A 19,856-nucleotide genomic window follows, 5' to 3' on the forward strand; every position below is an offset into this window, starting at 1 on the left:
GTCACTGTATATAGCACCGGTACACTATTTCACAAACGGAGAAAGGCATTAAGCCGTATTAGCTAACATGATTGGAAAAACCTTACTGCTGGCATGCAGCTTGCTGCTGATTGCACAACAAGCGCAGGCAACCCAGGATAACCAGAATGAGCTTAAGCAGTTCCTTCCAACGAGTTTCCAGCAAATCCTCGATAGTCGGTCTGGTCAACCGCTAATGCTAACCATCTGGTCAAAAACCTGCACGATCTGCATGCAAAAAATGCCGCTACTCAGCGAGCTAAAAAAAGCCTGGCCAGATATTTATATGATCACGCTTTCTACCGACGATATTGCTGATGGCAACCAGATCAGGGAGATTCTTACGGAATTCAACCTCGATACAGCTGAAAACTGGATTTTTGCAGATAGTAATGCACAGAAACTTCGTTATACAATTGATCCAAAGTGGTTTGGCGAGCTCCCGCGTACCTATTTTATTGACAAAACCCGCCAACGCAAAGGCATCAGCGGAGGATTGACTCGCGAACAATATGAGTCTGTTTTCATAGAGTTGCTTAATTAAAGCAATCAAACTCACAAAGTAACCGATGTGCTCTGCAAATACTTCTCCACTCGACCCAATTTTTCGGTCGTATGAAAGACAACTGAACATCCGCAGAAAAGTGATTCTGTTGCTGCTGATATTGGCACCATACCTGGCAGGAGCAAGTGGATTTGCAATCGTTTCTGCCACACCAGATAGCGGCAAGTTTTTATCAAATACATCTGCATCGGCAAATAGCAACAAGAAAGGAAATCTCACATCGACGTTTGGATTGCACGATATCTTGACATTTGATATTACCGAACAAGCTGGCAAGCTTCATCTATTGGTTGGTGGAAAGAAATCCGTTGACAGCAAGCGGCTTACCCTGCGCTACCTACAATACAACCATGATGACAAGCAATGGCATCTCGTCGCAACGCTTAATGAGAAACTTCCTGAAACCATTGCCAGCCGAGGTAACGACGTTCAGATTGCCGCGCATGATGATCGACTCGTGGCACTGTGGCAAACAAAAGGGGAGCTGCCCGGCGTCGGATCAATGATAAGCGCTTATTCCACTGATGCAGGCAAAACCTGGCAGCGAGGTGGAAATCCCGGGAAGCATGCGGAAGATATTAATGAAGCTTATATTGACTTGGCAGCTGACACAAAAGGCCATTTTCATGTCGCATGGTTGTCCGACCCGCTGGAAAACGGCTATCAGAGCCTCTATTACAGTCACTCGCGTGATTATGGCAAATCCTGGATTGAGCCTGTCCTGCTAGATAATTCGACCTGTGCATGCTGCTGGAACAGATTAATTCGCACCCCTGACGACCAGCTGTTTGTACTCTACCGTGACTCTCAACCACGCGACATGGCATTAATTCAATCGCATGACTACGGCAATAGCTGGCAGCACAGAGGTCATGTTGGAAAATTTCAGTGGGAGTTTAGCGGCTGTCCGCATATCGGTGGCGGATTGAGTCATAATGGCCAGAAAAATTCACCTGGACTACACGCTATTGTCTGGACCGGCCAGGAAAGCTCATCCGGACTGCGCTATCTTGGTTCAACTGATAATGGACACAGCTGGACAAAAATCAGAACCTTTGGGGAAACCACACTTAATGGCGATATTGCCGGACGTGAGAACAATGTTGCTGCAGTCTGGAACCAGATGGAAGCAGAAGGCTTAAGTGTTTATGTTGCCAAATCTGGTGATGGAGGTTTAACCTGGTCACAGCCAGAGCTTATAGCAGAAGCGACTCGCGCAACCGTTCACCCCAAAATTATTGCCACCCAAACAGGCTTTATTGTTTTGTGGACGGAAAATCCTACTGGAAAAACCAGTCAGATCGGGTGGCATATCATTGAATAGGTACAAACAAGCTGTGACGCTATATTTTCAGTTACTTTCTTGACTATCCTCTTTACACCCAAGGAACTCAAAATGCCCCTTACTAATAGCAGGCCGCTGAATAAAATATTTTATTTTCTCACACTACTTTTTATCCTGTTTTCTTGGCCAACCGCTGTTTTTGCCCATGCCATCATGGTAAAGTCCTCACCGGAGGTAGACAGCCATCTCTCTGACAATCCAACACAGGTTGATATCTGGTTCAATGAAAAGATTGGGAGTGCATATCTGTCGCTGGCAGTCATCAACAGCAAGGGAGAGCGAGTAGACAACAAGGATTTCAGGCAGGCCAAGCTTGATCCTTCACACATTTACGTCACCACCACGCCATTATCACCTGATACCTATACCGTGCGCTATCGAGTTATGTCAGCCGATACTCACATTATCACCGGTCGATTCAACTTTACTATCCAGCCAGCGGAAGGAAATATCGATACTTCACAACATACTCAAAAACAGAAACCCTGATACCATGAAAAAACCTCAACTCAATATTTTTACCACACTATTATTGGCAGTATGTACCTTGTTGTTAACCAGCTGCTGGGTTGACGATAAAGCCGCGCCCCAGCAATTCCCCTATAAAGCCAGCGTTGGCTGTCTCGCCGTCAATGACTTTTATGCAGTGTATTTCAGCATCTACATAAAACCAACAGATCCCAGCGAAGACCTTACACAAGCGGAGTTATTCACTCCCTATTGCACCGACATCCCCCGAACTGGAGAAGCCTATCTAACAGCAGATTTAATTGATGAGGATCTTAGACAAATACCCATTTCTGTCAAAATTGTTGAACAGGAACTCATCGGGGATGACCCCCTGTTACCAGAAAATTTCAGAGATATCCGCACTATCGACCAGACACCCGCACAAATTTTCGATCGGGGCGTAGTTGCTATGAACACCACGCTAGAGAAAAATGGCTATTACGCCATGTATTTGCTCATCGGTGGGGAAGACGCCATCATGGACGAAGATAAATTAAGAATCCCGCTTGTTGTAGGTGGCACGCCTGCCACATCTACTTCCATGGAGGTCAAAATTTTCAAAGGTATTACCTATGCCGTCATGATTATTTTGCCTTTTGGATTCTTTTACATGATTGCCGCACCGCTGGCACGATCAAAGCGTCGAGAAAATAAGCAAACTGATATTGATACAGAGTAAATTTCATAAAATCCAGAAGTTATCGGCGATGCAGATTAACCAGCCACGAAAAAAATAATGGCACAAAGATGGGGGCAACAAAGGCGGCCATGATCATGCCGCCGAATACGCCTGTCCCCATGGATTGCCGTGCAGCGGAGCCGGCACCCGTGGCGATGACAAGTGGCACGACACCGAGAATAAAGGCCATCGAAGTCATCACGATGGGGCGGAAACGCAGTTGGGCAGACTGGATCGCAGCATCAAATGCAGATTCGCCCGCCAGCATTCTCTGTTTGGCAAACTCCACCAGCAAAATGGCATTCTTAGCAGCAAGACCGATGAGGGTTACCAGGCCGATCTGAAAGTAGATATCATTGGGCATGTCGCGAAGCAATACCGCGAACAAGGCGCCAGCAACAGCGAACGGTACCGCCATAATGACCGCAAGCGGAAGTGCCCAGGTTTCATACTGGGCAGCAAGGATCAGAAAAACCATGATGATAGCAAGACTGAAGGCAACCATGGCCGCCGCACCCGTTTGCTTTTCCTGAAACGCCTTGCCGGTCCACGCGAGCTGGTATCCATCTGGCAGATATTCGGCTGCGAGTTGCTCGACGCGTTCGATGATCTTCCCTGAACTGGATCCTGCCACACCCTCCCCCAGTATTTTAACTGACAGTAATCCGTTAAACCGCTCCAGCTGCTCCGCACCAACGATATGGTGCACCTGACTAATTGTAGAGAGAGGCACCATGTTGCCGCTGGCATTGCGCACATAGGCCTTGCCGAGATCTTCAGGCTTCATCCGGTAAGGCATGTCTGCCTGCAGCTGCACGCGGTAGGTTCTACCCGACCGGTTGAAATCATTGATGTAGAACGATCCCATCGTACTTTGCAGCGTGGCATAAACGTCTTCGATGGCGATTCCTTGTGAAATAGCTTTGGCCTCATCAACTTCCACAAAGAGCTGAGTGACATTGGGACGAAAAAAGGTGTTGGCTGAGGCCAACAGTGGATCGCTCACCAGTCTGTCCATGAACCCATTGAGAACTTCAGACATAACCAGCGGGCTGGATTCGGTCAGCGTTTGCACATAGGCCTCAAACCCACCGGTACTGCCAAGGCCGCGAATTGCAGGGGGGTTAAAAGCGATGACGATACTGTCGCTACGCTGCCCGCCGATTTCGAACAACTGCTGAACAACAGCATCGGCAGCCTTACTGCGCTCTGACCATTCCGTCAATCTGACAAACATGGTAGCAACATTGGCTTTATTCCCGCCACCAATCAGATCAAAACCATTGACGGCAAACTGATGAGCAACCACCGGATCCTGTGCCATTTGCGCGCGCACCGCTTCGGTCGTATCGATGGTGCGTGACAGTGTCGCGCTATCCGGCAAGATGATTTCGGTAATGACGTAGCCCTGGTCTTCCGGTGGCACGAAGCTTTTGGGAATGATCTGGATCAGATAAAATACGATGCCAACAAACAGGGCAAAAATCAGCGTGCTTTGGAAAGCGTGATGCAAACTACCGTTGACCAGACTGACATAAACATTCCGGATTGAATCAAAACCACGATTGAATCGCTGAAAAAAACGGCTCTGATTGTGCGTATTTTTCAGCAGGATTGCACACAGCGCCGGAGATAAGGTCAGCGCGACCACGCCGGATAACACCCCGGCTACAGCAACAGTAACCGCAAACTGCCGATATAGCTCGCCGGCAATTCCGCCAATGAAAGCAACGGGCAGGAAAACCGCAACCAGTACCAGCGTCATAGCAACCACCGCACCGGAAACCTGTTGCATCGCTTTGATTGCCGCTTCAGGTGGCGACATTCTTTCCTGAGAGATCAGCCGTTCAACGTTTTCCAGTACCACAATGGCATCATCAACAACAATGCCGATGGAAAGCACCATCGCGAACAAGGTCATGGTATTGATGGAAAATCCCAGTAACCACAAGCCGGCGAATGTGCCGATCAGTGAAATGGGTACGGCGATGATGGGTATCAGTGCCGCACGCCAGCTTTGCAGAAAGAGATAAACCACGGCAATAACCAGGAACATCGCTTCACCCAGGGTTTTGAATACCTCCCAGATCGATTGCTTAACGAAGTCGCTGGTATCATAAGGAATGCTGTAGCTAATGCCGGGTGGAAAGCGTTTCTTCAGCTGCTCGATCTTAGCTTTGATCGCTTTCGCAGTTTCCAGCGCATTCGCGCCGGGGCGCAGAAAGATAGGAATTCCGACACCGGGTACACCATTCAGAAAGGTCTGAATATTGTAGTCTTGCGGTCCCAGCTCAATACGGGCAACATCCTTAAGCCTAAGCGTCCCCGCTGGTCCCTCTGCACGGATGATAATGTTGCCAAATTCTTCCGGTTCCAGCAGTCTCCCCTTGGCAGTAACGGTGTAAACCAGTTGCTGACCTGGCAAGGCAGGTTCCTGACCGATTTTGCCAACTGCGTACTGTGAATTCTGCGCCTGGATAGCGGCAACAATATCGCTCGTGGTCACTCCCAGTTGCGCCATACGGTCCGGTTTACTCCAGATACGCATGGAATAGTCCTGTGCACCAAAAATCCTTGCTTCACCCACACCTGGCGTTCGCCGCAATTCATCCAGCAAATAAATAGTGGCGTAGTTGCTTAAAAAAAGTGGCGTATGGCTTGCATTAGTGGATGTCAGCATGAGAACCAGCAAGATGTCGTTGGAACGTTTACTGACCACCACACCGGTCCGTCGCACCTGCTCAGGCAGTCGCGCCAGAGCGATGTTCATGCGGTTACTTACATTAAATGTTGCTTGATCAAGATCTGTGCCAATTTCAAAGGTAACCGTTATAGTCAGGGAACCACTCGAGTCCGCACTTGATTCAAAGTAAAGCAAGCCTTCAATTCCGCTCAATTCCTGTTCAATGGGTGCAGCAACAGTCTTCGCCAGAGTTTCGGCATTGGCCCCCGGAAAAGTGGTGGTAATAATTACGGTTGGTGGAGTAATCTGCGGATATTGCGCAATCGGTAACTGCAAGGCAGCAGCCAAGCCCGCGAGCACAATCAAGATTGACAGCACGGAAGCAAAAATTGGGCGGGTAATGAAGAAACGGGTCATGATTGATTGTCGATTAATTTGGCTAGCCAGCTGTTGCTGCATGGTCGGCCAATTGTGGCACCACCGTCATTCCAGAGCGTAATTTAATCAGATTATCGATAATCACACGATCACCATTCTTGAGACCATCAAGGATAATCCAGTCCTTGTCTGCCCAATCACCCGCCTGTACCGGTTGCATAATGACTTCATTGCGTTCGTTAACCAAATAAACGTGTTTACCGGTATCTCCGGCCAGTACGGCAGGCTGTGGGACGAGAAAAACATCTTGGTATTCTCCGCTCTGGATATGCACACGTACAAACTGGCCAGGCAGAAGTCTTCTATCTGGATTGGCAAACTCCGCGCGTAATTGTTGTGTTCCCAGCGTGGGGTCAATGCTGCTCGCGGCAAAATTGATTTTACCGGGAAGCGGATAAGTGCTGCCATCTGGCAAAATCAATCTGACGGAAGTGACTGTTTGCTCAGTCAACTGACCACCAAGCCTGAGCAGCTCATGATCGGACAGGCTAAAGCGCGCCCAGATTGGTGCAATCTGCTGAATGCTTGTCAAAAGACTATTTTGCGCCTCCACCAGCGAGCCTTCGGAAAGTCGAGCACGACCAGATACACCTGAGACTGGAGCAGTCACCCGGGTATAAGACAGATTAAGCTGCGCCTGTTTGACGACTTCCAGTGCATTTTTTAATGTGGCTGTATTAATGGCAAGCGTAGTTGCAGCTGAGTCGAACATACGCTGACTGACAAATTTCTCAGCAAGCAGACGCTTCATCCGCTGAACTTCACGCTCGGCGTCAGTCACCATAGCCTGCTGTTCGGCGAACTGCGCCCGGGCACGCTGCAGTGCGATCTCATATGGAACCGGATCAATTAGAAAAAGTGGCTGATTGATTTCAACATCCACGCCTTCTTCATACAGATGCTTAAGCAGAATCCCCCCTACCCGTGGTCGCACCTCCACTTCTTTTGCACCTTCTATCTGACCGATAGTCTCAAAGATTCTGGGGGCATTAACTGACAAGACTTTCATGACCGTTACCACAAGGAGATCCTGTTCTGCGGCAGTTTGATTCTCATCAGAATACGTACCAGAGCAGCCGCCCAACAACAAGATCGACATAAGCAGAAAATCAACCAACAAAAAACTATAAGTGCATGTGATACATCGCTGTTTTATATTTATGAATCTTATGATTAATTTCATAATTATCCGGTAAGTGAGTGTCATGATTTATAGCCAACATTTACAGCAAATATAGTTGACTAAATTTGTCTGGTATTATATAGTTGACAAAAATCATCGGGTATATTTTCAACTGTTCTATTGTACTAAGGAATTACAATGCGACTGACAACAAAAGGAAGATTTGCGGTAACCGCGCTTCTGGATATTGCGATACGACACGGCAGTGGCCCCGTCTCCCTGGCAGACATCAGTGAGCGGCAAAAAATCTCATTATCTTATCTGGAGCAGTTATTTTCTAAATTGCGCCAGCGGAGATTGGTAGACAGCGTGCGCGGGCCGGGTGGCGGTTATTGCCTGGCAAAAGGACTGGATGAGGTATCCGTGGCCGACATCATTCTGGCGGTCGACGAGCCCATCGATAGCACCCAATGCGGCGGCAAGGAAAATTGCCTTGGCGACAGTAAATGTATGACGCACGATTTATGGGTAAAACTTAATGAAATCATATTCGACTATCTTAGCCACGTCACATTGAAACGACTGGTAGATGAGCAAAGTCAGCGTGAATTACAGCGTGAACAGGCTGTTGTCAAACTTTACGATATGCGGGAAGCCGCCTTCTAAAAATAGAGTAACGAGGGCTTATGACCATTACACTAACTGAACGCGCAGCTGATCAAATCCGGCGACAGCTGATCAAGCGTGATAAAGGGCTTGCTTTACGGCTCGGGGTTAAAAAATCAGGATGCTCTGGATTTTCTTATCTATTTGACTTCGCAGATGAAATTCTGGAAACAGATGAATTGTTCGAATCGAACGATGCCAAAATCGTCGTCAATCGGGCTGATTTATCTATTTTTGAAGGCGCCGAAATTGATTTTGTTCAGGAGGGTTTGAACAGCACATTTAAGTTTCGCAACCCGAATATTGATAGCACATGCGGCTGCGGAGAAAGTTTCAGTCTTAAAAAGCAGGAAAAAATTTAGGAAATATAAAAATGAGTGTTGCGCTACAACATTTGGTTAATCAACCATACAAACACGGCTTCGTCACAAAAATCGAATCCGATGTCGCACCTAAAGGATTAAGCGAAGACACTATTCGATTAATCTCTTCCAAAAAAAATGAACCTGAGTGGCTGCTTGATTTCCGGTTGGAGGCTTACCGCAAATGGCTGAACATGACAGCCCCCACCTGGCAGAATGTCAATCACCCGGAAATCGATTTTCAGGCAATCAGCTATTATTCTGCACCCAAACCAAAGCAGAAACTGGCCAGCATGGATGAGGTTGATCCAGAATTACTCCGCACCTTTGAGAAATTGGGGGTGCCGATGCATGAGCGTGCCGCACTGGCTGGCGTAGCTGTGGATGTCATTTTTGATAGCGTATCGGTCGCCACCACCTACAAGGAAAAACTGGCAGAAGTAGGTATCATTTTTTGCTCAATTTCGGAAGCGGTACACAATCATCCGGAGTTAATCAAACAGTATCTAGGCACTGTTGTTCCACCAGGCGATAACTTTTATGCGGCTCTTAATTCGGCGGTCTTTACGGATGGCTCGTTCTGTTTCATTCCCAGGGGCGTGAAGTGTCCGATGGATTTATCCACCTATTTTCGTATCAATACCGAAGAATCCGGACAGTTCGAACGCACCCTGATCATTGCGGAAGAAGGTGCGTCTGTTTCCTATCTGGAAGGCTGCACCGCGCCACGCTTTGACACCAATCAGCTGCATGCCGCTGTAGTCGAACTGGTCGCCCTGGATGACGCTGATATCAAATACTCAACCGTACAAAATTGGTACGCTGGCGACGAAAATGGAATAGGAGGTATCTACAACTTTGTGACCAAACGTGGTCTGGCAAAAGGACGTAATTCCCGCATATCGTGGACACAAGTCGAAACTGGTTCGGCGATCACCTGGAAATATCCGTCTTGCATCTTGCGTGGAGAAAACTCAGTAGGAGAATTTTATTCGGTTGCGGTAACCAACAATTATCAACAAGCAGATACCGGCACCAAAATGGTGCATATCGGCGCCAATACCCGCAGCACTATTGTCAGCAAGGGGATTGCAGCTGGCCACTCCAATAGCAGCTATCGCGGCCTGGTCAGAATGGCGCCTACCGCAACAAATGCGCGCAATTATTCTCAATGTGATTCCATGTTGATTGGTAATCAATGTGGCGCACACACCTTTCCCTACATACAGGTAAAAAACAATAGTGCGCACGTCGAACATGAAGCATCTACCTCCAAGATTGGTGAGGATCAATTATTTTATTTTGCACAACGCGGTATCGATGCCGAGGAAGCCGTATCAATGATTATTAATGGATTCTGTAAAGAAGTTTTTCAGCAGTTACCCATGGAGTTCGCTGTGGAGGCGACCAAACTTCTCAGCTTCAAGCTGGAAGGGAGCGTAGGATGATTCGCGCTGATAGCAATGTCTTGCTGGAAGTTCATGACTTACATGCCAATATTGAAGATACCGAAATCCTCAAAGGACTGAACCTTACCGTCAAGCAGGGCGAAATTCATGCCATCATGGGGCTGAATGGTTCCGGCAAAAGTACTTTTGCCAAAGTTCTGGCTGGACATCCCGCCTACAGAATGACGCGTGGCGAAATTCTGTTTAATGGGGTGGATATCACGAGTCTCGCACCAGAGGAAAGATCTCGTGCTGGGCTGTTTCTGGCTTTTCAGTATCCGGTTGAAATTCCAGGAGTGGCTAATGATCAGTTTTTACGCCTGGCTTACAATACCGTGCAGGGACAACGTGGTAAAGAAGAATTGGATCCACTTGAGTTTGATGACTTTGTTCGAGAAAAAATGAAACTGCTCGACATGAGTCCAAGTTTTCTTGATCGCAGTGTCAATGAAGGATTCTCTGGCGGCGAGAAAAAACGTAATGAGATTCTGCAAATGGCCCTGCTGGAGCCTATGCTTGCTGTGCTCGATGAAACGGATTCTGGTCTCGATATTGATGCCCTCAGAATTGTGGCAAAGGGCGTTAATCAACTTGCCAATCAGGATAATGCCATGATTTTGGTGACCCATTATCAACGCTTGCTCGACTACATCGAACCTGATTACGTGCATGTAATGGAAGCTGGGCGGATTATCAAAACGAGTGGCAAAGAGCTCGCGCTTGAACTTGAAGCGCGTGGTTACGACTGGGTAAGTAGCGATAAAACCCAAACGCATGGAGCGCGGTCATGAACCCACTCATCAAGGATGATTCCTTTCAGCAATGGATCGCGTCCTGGAATTCCGGAAAAATAACGACCCCCGGTCATTCAGCCAGCTATCTGGATCAACTGCGTACAAGCGCACTTGATCACATCGCCACTCTTAAATTCCCATCAACACGGGATGAGGAATGGCGCTTTACTGACATCACCCCGCTGAAACACGTAGCTTTCAAGCAGCCCTCCGCTGTGACGGAATTGACTACGAACGATCTTTCACAATATTTTGTTGATGAATCGGTTATTCGGGTGGTATTCGTGGATGGTCAGTACACGCCCGGATTATCAAGTATTACTGCTCAGCACGGCGTGATGATCGACAGTCTATCCAAACTGACGGCAGAGAACGCTTCAGCCGTAACTCAGCATCTGGGGCGGTTCGCCGAGTATCGTGACAATGCTTTTGTGGCACTCAATACTGCTTTTATGCAAGAAGGCGCGGGTATTATTATTTCGGAAGATATTACGGTCAGTGCACCGATCCACGTTTTATTTGTAGCCACCCAGCAGGGGGTGACAACCTGCCCTCGCTGCCTGCTGATCGCGGGTACTGGTTCCCGTATTACCTTGGTTGAAGAGTATCTGGCATTGACAGATTGTGCTTATACAACCAATGCGGTCGTCGAAGTGCAACTTGCTGATTCTGCCAACGTCGAACATATACGCCTGCAACGGGAAGGCCATAAGGCTTTTCATGTCGCCCATACCAGCGTACAGGTAGCGCATGCCGCCAGTTATCAGTCAGTCAGCATTGCCTTGGGCGCACAAATTTCGCGCTTTGATCAGCGCATTTCTCTTGCTGACCAACATGCGCAATGCGGTGTGGATGGATTGACGTTAATTTCAGGTCAGCAGTTAGCCGATACGCATACATGGATCGATCACATCAAACCCCAAGCCACCAGTCGACAACTTCACAAATGCATTGCAGATGACCATGCTCGCGCAGTGTTCAGCGGAAAAATTATCGTGCACGCAGATGCGCAGCAGACCAATGCCAGACAGATGAACCGCAATTTATTGTTGTCAAGCAAAGCAAGTGTGGATACCAAGCCACAGCTTGAAATTTTTGCTGATGACGTAAAATGCTCGCATGGCGCCACGGTAGGTCAGCTGGATCAGGATGCGCTGTTTTATCTGCAAAGCAGAGGGCTGGATCTGACCAGCGCGCGTAATTTACTGACTTACGCCTTTGGTGCAGAGGTAATTGAATTTATTCCCGTAGACTCTGTTAAGCAGCAGCTTGCGGATTTAATTCTCACCAAAACACAAATCCATTAAATCATGAAAATTGTTGATGCATTACTGACACCTGCCATGCGGCACTCGGGAACAGAGTTAGCGCAACTGCGTGCGGATTTTCCGATTCTCTCCACCAAGGTAGCAGGAAAACCGCTCGTCTACCTGGATAATGCCGCCTCCAGCCAGATGCCACAACCTGTGATCGATTGCCTGGTTCGTTATCAAACTACTCAACATGCCAATATTCATCGTGCAGTGCATCACCTGTCCGAACTTGCTACGCATGAGTATGAAGCCGCACGACATAAATTACAGCACTTCATCGGCGCCAGGGAAGCACGCGAAGTAATTTTTACCAGCGGAACAACGGAAGGCATTAATCTGGTGATGCATGGTTACGGGCGTAAGTTTATTAATCAGAATGATGAGATCATTTTGACAACACTTGAACATCATTCAAACATCGTTCCCTGGCAGATGCTGGCGGAAGAGAAAGGTGCACATATTCGGGTAGTGCCGATCAATGATGCAGGAGAATTGTTGCTGGATGAGTATCAGCGACTATTCAATGCCAATACTCGTTTTGTCGCGCTGTCGCATGTCTCCAATGCACTAGGCACTATCAACCCGGCCAAAGAAATGATTGCCATTGCCCATAAGCATGGGGTGCCCGTTTTGATCGATGGCGCACAGGCCGCGCCGCATATGCAGATTGACGTGCAGGCGCTGGATTGTGACTTTTATACATTCTCGGCACATAAGATGTGTGGCCCAACTGGTATTGGCGTACTCTACGGTAAGGCACACCTGCTGGAATCGATGCAACCTTTCAAAGGGGGGGGCGACATGATTGCTTCGGTCTCCTTCGAACAAACTATTTATAACGAACTGCCCTATAAATTTGAAGCGGGTACACCACCCATCATGGCGGCAATTGGGTTTGGCGCCGCAATCGACTACCTCAATGAGGTGGGCATTAGTAAGATAGCTGCCTTTGAGCACGAGTTACTGGTTTATGCAACTGAGGCAATCAACTCCATTCCCGGTGTTTGCATTATTGGTGATAACTCACAGAAAGTGGCGGTGATATCATTCACGATTGATGGCATTCACCCACACGATGTTGGCACGTTGTTAAATGAGGAGGGTGTAGCGGTCAGAACGGGACATCATTGCGCACAGCCGATTATGCAACGTTTTAATATCCCGGCCACTTCCCGGGCTTCATTTTCTTTTTACAATACTAAAAATGAGATCGATACTCTGGCTGCAGGAATTCGATCCGTACAAAAGGTCTTCGCACTATGAGTCTACAATCTATTTACCAGGAAGTTATTCTGGATCACAACCGGAAACCACGACACTACGGTTCGCTTGAACATCCCACTCATCATGCCTTGGGCCATAATCCCCTGTGTGGCGACAAGATCCATGTTGACTTGAAAATCCAGAATGAAATAATTGATCAAATTGCCTTCCACGGAGAGTCATGTGCGATCTGTAAAGCATCTTGCTCGATGATGGCCGCAACCGTTAAGGGGAAATCTTGCCAGGAAGCAGAAACCCTTGTTCAGGAATTTCGTAAAATGCTTGTAAGTGGCGCAGACGCGGAAAGTCTGGAACATCTTGGGCGACTGAAAGTATTGGCTGGTGTACGCGAATTACCGACCCGGGTCAAGTGCGCAACTTTGCCATGGCATACACTGCATGCTGCGATGAATTCCGTTGTCAGCGTCTCAACAGAAGAAAAAACAAAAAAAGAAACCAGCAACTCAGTACAATTTGCTACCAGTTAGTGAGTAACCTATGCCAAAAATTGCCGAAATTGAGGGAACACCCAATCCCAACGCACTGAAATTCATCCTGAAAGAACCCCTCACTTGGGGAATCGTTCGTTCTTATGAAAATGCCGAGCAGGCTGAGGGCGACCCCCTTGCAAATGCATTATTCGAAATTGATCATATTACCAATGTGTTCTATGTAGACCGCTGGATTACCATTACCCAGGATGGCGAGGCGAACTGGCAGGATTTGGCACGTGCTGTTGCTGATCCAATCCGGGCAGCGCCAGCAGCGACTGCAGAATCAGCAGTTGCAGTAGCAGCGGCAAACGAAACACTCTCCAATCTCAGTGAGACAGATCAACAACGACTGCAGAAGATTAATATCTTATTGGATGAAGAAGTCAGGCCATTTTTACAGAGTGATGGTGGTGATCTTCATATACTGGGGCTTGAGGAGAATATTTTGCGCATTCACTATCAAGGTGCCTGCGGGACTTGTCCGAGCTCAATCAGCGGCACACTGAGAGGAATAGAACAACTGCTGAGAACTATCGAACCGGATTTAAGAGTAGTGGCTGCATAAACGCATCATGTCGCACGAGTTAACCAAAAATACCCTCAAGATAAATGCTGTATGTACCATTCCATTGCTTGCCTGAGCCCCTGATCAACCTGATGTGTCGGGACATAACCCAATAATTGAGCGGCTTTACTGATATCCGCTTGCGAGTGCCTGACATCGCCAACGCGGTAATCACGATAAACCGGCTGATGATCCCGCAAGTGTGGAAACTGATCGACCAGCAGAGTCTGCATCATGGCGTAAAGCTGATTAAGACTGGAACGAGCGTTGACAGCAATATTATAAACCTGGTTGATCGCGTTATCATTCGTTGCTAACGCAGCCAACATATTGGCTTGCACCGCATTCTCCACATAACAGAAATCGCGACTGGTTTCGCCATCTCCATTAATATAAAGTGACTGGTTCTTGATCAGTGCAGCAATCCATTGTGGAATGACTGCCGCGTAGGCACCTTCCGGGTCTTGTCGTGGGCCAAAAATATTGAAATAACGCAACCCGATCGATTGGGTGTCATAACAACGAAAAAATACATCCGCATACAATTCATTTACATATTTGGTAACAGCGTAAGGCGAAAGAGGGCGTCCAATGACTGATTCCACTTTGGGCAAATCCGGATGATCACCGTAAGTAGAGCTGGACGCAGCATAGACAAAGCGTCTGACTTTAGCATCGCGCGCAGCCACCAGCATGTTGACAAATCCAGAGATATTGTTCTCATTTGTCAGAATGGGATCTTCTATTGATCGCGGAACCGACCCAAGCGCAGCCTGATGTAAAACGAAATCCACATTCTTGCAAGCCTGCTGGCAAGATACCAAATCGCGAATATCTCCCCTGATAAAATCGAAGTTTGACCAGGCATCCGCAGTTACTGCAGCTTTTACCTGATCCAGATTATGCTGATAACCGGTTGCAAAATTATCCAGCCCGGTTACTCGTTGATTCAATTTAAGCAATGCTTCCAGGATATTGGAACCGATAAAACCAGCAACCCCCGTCACCAGCCAGTGATAGCGGTTTTCCAGAAGATGTTGTTGCGTCTGTTGATAATGATTTGTCATGAATTTTTCTGAAATATATTAAAAAAACTACTCAGGATAGACTTTGCAAGTTCAGACACAAACAAACTACAATGAAATATTCTTTGCAAACAACAATATATCGTGACAAAATCAGATTTACAGAAATAGCCTTTAATTAAAGCCGCCAAACGTGATACCCGGCCTGCGCAAGGGTGTCTGTATCAAACTGCGATTTGACATCGATGAAGCAGCCGTGCTCAACCAGCTTGGTCTGTAATTCCAGTTGTGGTTTGCTGATAAATTCCTGATGCGCCACCGCAACAATCAGCGCATGGGCTCTTGGCAAATCTTCCCATGACTTGAGCGTAACGCCATATTCATGACTCGCTTCATCGCGCTCCGCGATCGGGTCATGCACATGCACATCCACGCCATAGTCCTGTAGTTCACGAATGACATCAGCAATTTTTGAATTTCTTAGATCCGGGCAATTTTCCTTGAACGTCAAGCCAAGCACATTGACTTGCGCACCTTTGACGTTGAAACCCGCTTTAATGATCTGTTTAACAGTTTGCTCCGCAACATATTTAGCCATGGAATCATTGATACGCCGACCGGCAAGAATAACCTGCGGCATGTAACCGACCATTTCCGCTTTATGCGTCAAGTAATAGGGATCCACGCCGATACAGTGCCCTCCTACCAGACCTGGCCTGAAGGGCAGGAAGTTCCATTTAGTTCCTGCTGCCTTCAGAGTTTCCAGCGTATCAATACCCAATTTGTCAAAAATAATGGCAAGCTCATTCATCAACGCAATATTGAGGTCACGTTGAGTATTTTCGATCACCTTGGCAGCTTCGGCAACCTTAATACTGGAAGCACGGTGAACGCCCGCAGAAACCACACTTTCATAAAGCCTTGCGATCCGTTCCATCGATTCCACGGAGTCGCCAGAAACCACCTTGGTGATCGTAGTCAATGTATGCTGTTTGTCACCAGGATTAATCCGCTCCGGCGAATAGCCAACATTGAAATCTGTCTTCCAGCGCATTCCAGAAAATTTTTCGAGTACCGGAATGCAGACCTCTTCAGTAGCACCTGGATAAACTGTGGACTCATAAATAACAGTTGCACCCTTTTTCATGTGTTTACCAACCGTCTCGCTGGCACGTTTCAATGCGGTAAAATCGGGCTGGTGCGCAAGATCTACCGGTGTTGGTACGGCAATGATAATAAAATCTGCGTGTGCCAGTTCTGCCGGATCAGCAGTAAATGTCAACTGTTTTGCCGCCGCAAACTCAACGGATGATACTTCACCGGTAGGATCAGACTGACATCGATAACTGTCGATTTTATGTTGAGTGATATCAAAACCAATCGTATTGATTTTTTTACCAAATTCGATAGCAAGGGGTAATCCAACATATCCCAGTCCTACCACGGCGACTATCTGCATAAGCGTGTTCCTTGTCTGTCAAAATTTTAGGGATGAAATGATTTCTGCTGGTACGGCTGCCTGGAATCCTTGAGATAAAAAACAGCGCATTCAGAAAACAAAATAACCGATTATTTCGGGTTTAAGTTTAACATCAAAGCGTGAAATAACCGTTAATTACCAGAAACGCCCCTCCTGAAAACTGTGATATAACTGACACATTCCATCGTCGATGACGAAGTAATATTCCCGATGAATCTGTTGGTCTGATGTATTCTGCCAAAGAGACGTCCCCTGTCATTATATTCACCAAGCGAGGTAAAAATGAATCAGCCAGACAAAACCAGTATGCAGGCAAAACTTGGAACGACTTCAGCGCTAATACTAATTGCAGTTCTTATTCTTTCGGCATGCGGCCAGTCAAAGGATGCACAGGCATTGGTCGCCGAAGCAAAGCAGCACCAGCAAAAAGGAGATGATAAGGCAGCGATTATTCAGCTAAAAAATGCGTTACAGCTTAGCCCCGACGATGCGGAAATACGCTTTCTACTTGGCGCCCTCCATAACAAGGAAGGTAATATTCAAGCAGCCGAGAAAGAATTAAGTCAAGCGCTACGTCTTGGAATGGACGCCACCAAGGTGTTACCTGAATTAGGGCAAACCTGGCTAGGAACCGGGCAATTCCAGAAGCTGCTTGATGAAACTGATAAGCTGGACAATCTGGAAAACCAGGTAGATCTGCTGGTACTACGTGGCAATGCGTTACTGGCACTGGGAAAATTTCAGGAAGCCAAAGAAATGTTCGAACAGGTGCTGAAAGATAATTCTGGCCAGGTAGACGCCCTGATCGGCATGGCCCGATATTCGCTTACTCAGAATAATCTCGAAGCTGCCATGAACTTTACTGATGATGCCGTAACACGCAATCCGCAAAATAGTGATGCTGCCCTATTCAAGGGTGACCTGTTACGGGCACAGGGCAGGACTGCCGAAGCACTGACGCTCTATGAAAAAGTCATCTCGTTGCAACCAGATGCCGTAGCGGCCTATATTAATCGCGCAACTATTTTGATTGGCGACAAAAAATTTGAAACCGCCCAGGCAGATTTAAAAACCGCGCTCAAGCTCTCACCTGGAAGCCTGGCTGTCAGCTACGCACAAGCACTACTGGATTTCAGCCAGAACAAACATGAAGCTGCCCGGGAAATGCTGCAACAAATTCTCAGCGCGGCCCCGGGGCACATGCCGAGCGTCCTGTTAATGGGCGCGACACAATTCGCACTTGGATCGTATGCCCAGGCACACCAGCAAGTAGAAACCTACCTCAAGTCCATCCCTAACAACCTGTACGCCATCAAATTGATGGCGTCGATTCAGCTTAAAAACAATCAAGCCAAACAGGCGGTAGTCACACTGACTCCCGCACTCAATGCCGCACAACAGGATCCACAATTGCTCGCCCTGGCCGGCGAAGCCTACATGCGAGCCGGTGATTTCACCAAGGCAACCGAATATTTTGAAAAAGCCGATGCCTTAATTCCGAATAATGCCGAACTGCATACTGCCATGGCCATGAGCAAGCTGGCGCAAGGAGACAGTAAAAGTGCGATAGCCGACCTGGAAATGGCCACCCAGCTGGATAGCGAGTCTGGCCGGGCCGGAGTCATGCTGGCTATGACCCATTTACAACGTAAAGAATACGATAAAGCGCTGGAGGCTGTTGCTGCACTCCAGGCCAACCAACCTAACAACCCCTTGTTTCACAATTTACAGGGCGGCATTTATCTGGGTCAACAAAATCTGGCCAAGGCACGCGCCAGTTTTAACCAGGCAGTCACGTTACAGGCCGATTATTTTCCTGCTATCGTTAATCTGACCAGACTCGATATGCAGGAAAACAATCCCAGTGCGGCGCGCGCGCGCCTGACCGCCGTCTTGCAAAAAGACAAAAAACACTTACAGGCCATGCAAACGCTGGCTGGAATTGCCCTTGCACAAGGCGACAATGACGTGGCAACCCGCTGGATGGAACAGGCAAGTGAAGCCAATCCGGATAACCTGGCGGCTGCGTTGCAACTGGGACTGCACTATCTGCGTGTTGATCAACCCAAGAAATCGCTGGCACTCGCCAAAAAACTGCAGATCGCCCATGGTGAAAATCTCAGCGTTATAGAGTTACTGGCACGCGCATCCCTTGGCAATAATGACAAGGAAGCCGCGCTCGACAATTTCCAGAAACTTGCTGCACGTATGCCAGATTCCGCGCCTGCTCAACTACAACTGGCACAACTGTATGTTGCCATGCAGGATAACAAGGCGGCTGAAGCGGCACTTAAAAAAGCCCTGACAATCCAACCCGATCTGGTCGAAGCCAAAATTGCTCAGGCACGCCTCGCCGCCCAGGCTGGCCACGAAGATCAGGCGCTCAAAATCACACGGGGAATTCAGCAACAACAGAATAAGCTGGCAGTTGGATTCGAGCTGGAAGGAGATTTGTTGAGCCAGAAAGATGCCGCCGCTGCAGCCAAGGCTTATGACAAGGCATTGACAAATCAAGAAAGTAGTCAGTTAATGATCAAACTGCATGAAGCGCTGACGCGCAGTAAAAATGAAAAACAGGCTGAAAAACGTATCAATGATTGGCTCAAGAAACACCCGACAGATGCGATCACCCGCACCTATCTGGCGGGTATTCATCTTGCCAAAAAGCAATATGACCCGGCAATCAAGCAATATCAGGCCATTTTGGCACAGCATCCCGAACATGCCGCCACATTAAACAATCTGGCCTGGATTTATCAGCAACAGAAAAATCCGGCAGCCCTGGAATTTGCTGAAAAAGCCCATCAGCAGGCACCTGGTGCGCCAGCAATCATGGACACCCTTGGCTGGATTCTAATCGAGCAGGGACAAGCTCAGCGCGGCGTCACGCTACTGGAAAAAGCCGTTTCGATATTGCCGGAAGCTGCAGAAATCCGCTATCACTATGCAGTCGGCCTCAGTCGGGCCGGCGACCAATCCAAAGCGCGCAAGGAACTGGAACATCTGCTGGCAAACGAACAGCCTTTCCCACAACGGGAAGAAGCGCGCAAATTGCTGGATACACTCTGATTTATAAACCCACGAA

General features: G+C 47.9%; 17 protein-coding genes. 13 read left to right on the forward strand and 4 right to left on the reverse strand.

All coding sequences use genetic code 11. The features are described from left to right. Nucleotides 1–67 precede the first annotated feature (67 nt). From IPG31_10895 to IPG31_10910, 4 genes are all read left to right on the forward strand, one after another. The gene (locus IPG31_10895) at nucleotides 68–562 is read left to right on the forward strand and encodes a hypothetical protein (protein MBK6618832.1); all 495 of its coding nucleotides are present in this window, start codon (nucleotides 68–70) and stop codon (nucleotides 560–562) included. Between the two features lie 25 nt (nucleotides 563–587). Further along, entirely contained in the window at nucleotides 588–1,907 is a 1,320-nt protein-coding gene (locus IPG31_10900; GenBank protein MBK6618833.1) for an exo-alpha-sialidase, read from the forward strand. A gap of 72 nt (nucleotides 1,908–1,979) precedes the next feature. Continuing rightward, nucleotides 1,980–2,417: a copper resistance protein CopC gene (locus IPG31_10905; GenBank protein ID MBK6618834.1), complete on the forward strand. Its 438-nt coding sequence runs from the start codon at nucleotides 1,980–1,982 to the stop codon at nucleotides 2,415–2,417. A gap of 4 nt (nucleotides 2,418–2,421) precedes the next feature. Next, nucleotides 2,422–3,117, forward strand: a complete 696-nt coding sequence (locus IPG31_10910) for a hypothetical protein (GenBank protein MBK6618835.1) — start codon at nucleotides 2,422–2,424, stop codon at nucleotides 3,115–3,117. A gap of 19 nt (nucleotides 3,118–3,136) precedes the next feature. Here IPG31_10910 and IPG31_10915 read toward each other — a convergent pair whose 3' ends face one another. After that, nucleotides 3,137–6,217, reverse strand: coding sequence for a multidrug efflux RND transporter permease subunit (locus IPG31_10915; GenBank protein ID MBK6618836.1), 3,081 nt, complete (start codon nucleotides 6,215–6,217; stop codon nucleotides 3,137–3,139). Nucleotides 6,218–6,239: 22 nt separating this feature from the next. Further along, on the reverse strand, nucleotides 6,240–7,337 hold the full coding sequence (locus IPG31_10920; protein MBK6618837.1) for an efflux RND transporter periplasmic adaptor subunit: 1,098 nt from the start codon (nucleotides 7,335–7,337) through the stop codon (nucleotides 6,240–6,242). A 222-nt stretch (nucleotides 7,338–7,559) separates the two neighbouring features. Between IPG31_10920 and IPG31_10925 the strand changes: the two genes are divergently transcribed. Genes IPG31_10925 through IPG31_10960 form a run of 8 tightly spaced genes read left to right on the forward strand, consistent with a single transcriptional unit; the run spans nucleotide 7,560 to nucleotide 14,266 of the window. Then, nucleotides 7,560–8,027, forward strand: coding sequence for an Rrf2 family transcriptional regulator (locus IPG31_10925; protein ID MBK6618838.1), 468 nt, complete (start codon nucleotides 7,560–7,562; stop codon nucleotides 8,025–8,027). 20 nt (nucleotides 8,028–8,047) lie between these two features. Beyond that, complete coding sequence (locus IPG31_10930) at nucleotides 8,048–8,389, forward strand: iron-sulfur cluster assembly accessory protein (protein MBK6618839.1); 342 nt, start codon at nucleotides 8,048–8,050, stop codon at nucleotides 8,387–8,389. Nucleotides 8,390–8,400: 11 nt separating this feature from the next. Beyond that, nucleotides 8,401–9,837, forward strand: a complete 1,437-nt coding sequence (sufB, locus tag IPG31_10935) for a Fe-S cluster assembly protein SufB (protein ID MBK6618840.1) — start codon at nucleotides 8,401–8,403, stop codon at nucleotides 9,835–9,837. Next, nucleotides 9,834–10,628 carry a Fe-S cluster assembly ATPase SufC gene (gene sufC, locus IPG31_10940; GenBank protein MBK6618841.1) on the forward strand — a complete coding sequence of 265 codons (795 nt, stop codon included), beginning with the start codon at nucleotides 9,834–9,836 and terminating at the stop codon, nucleotides 10,626–10,628. The genes sufB and sufC overlap by 4 nt, the downstream gene beginning before the upstream one ends. Next, on the forward strand, nucleotides 10,625–11,938 hold the full coding sequence (sufD, locus tag IPG31_10945) for a Fe-S cluster assembly protein SufD (GenBank protein ID MBK6618842.1): 1,314 nt from the start codon (nucleotides 10,625–10,627) through the stop codon (nucleotides 11,936–11,938). The genes sufC and sufD overlap by 4 nt, the downstream gene beginning before the upstream one ends. 3 nt (nucleotides 11,939–11,941) lie before the next feature. Then, entirely contained in the window at nucleotides 11,942–13,207 is a 1,266-nt protein-coding gene (locus tag IPG31_10950) for a cysteine desulfurase (protein MBK6618843.1), read from the forward strand. Beyond that, the gene (locus IPG31_10955; protein ID MBK6618844.1) at nucleotides 13,204–13,695 is read left to right on the forward strand and encodes an SUF system NifU family Fe-S cluster assembly protein; all 492 of its coding nucleotides are present in this window, start codon (nucleotides 13,204–13,206) and stop codon (nucleotides 13,693–13,695) included. Before IPG31_10950 ends, IPG31_10955 begins: the two co-directional genes overlap by 4 nt. A 10-nt stretch (nucleotides 13,696–13,705) precedes the next feature. Then, nucleotides 13,706–14,266, forward strand: a complete 561-nt coding sequence (locus IPG31_10960) for a NifU family protein (GenBank protein ID MBK6618845.1) — start codon at nucleotides 13,706–13,708, stop codon at nucleotides 14,264–14,266. Between the two features lie 35 nt (nucleotides 14,267–14,301). Here IPG31_10960 and tviC read toward each other — a convergent pair whose 3' ends face one another. Both tviC and IPG31_10970 read right to left on the reverse strand, forming a co-directional pair. Next, nucleotides 14,302–15,333 (reverse strand): Vi polysaccharide biosynthesis UDP-N-acetylglucosaminuronic acid C-4 epimerase TviC, encoded by a 1,032-nt coding sequence (tviC, locus tag IPG31_10965; protein ID MBK6618846.1) that lies wholly within the window; start codon nucleotides 15,331–15,333, stop codon nucleotides 14,302–14,304. A gap of 136 nt (nucleotides 15,334–15,469) precedes the next feature. Beyond that, nucleotides 15,470–16,750 (reverse strand): nucleotide sugar dehydrogenase, encoded by a 1,281-nt coding sequence (locus IPG31_10970; protein ID MBK6618847.1) that lies wholly within the window; start codon nucleotides 16,748–16,750, stop codon nucleotides 15,470–15,472. Nucleotides 16,751–17,053: 303 nt separating this feature from the next. Between IPG31_10970 and prsT the strand changes: the two genes are divergently transcribed. Further along, nucleotides 17,054–19,840, forward strand: coding sequence for a PEP-CTERM system TPR-repeat protein PrsT (gene prsT / locus IPG31_10975; protein ID MBK6618848.1), 2,787 nt, complete (start codon nucleotides 17,054–17,056; stop codon nucleotides 19,838–19,840). The last annotated feature ends 16 nt before the right edge of the window (nucleotides 19,841–19,856 follow it).

Source organism: Nitrosomonas sp. (genome assembly GCA_016703745.1).
GTDB lineage: Bacteria > Pseudomonadota > Gammaproteobacteria > Burkholderiales > Nitrosomonadaceae > Nitrosomonas.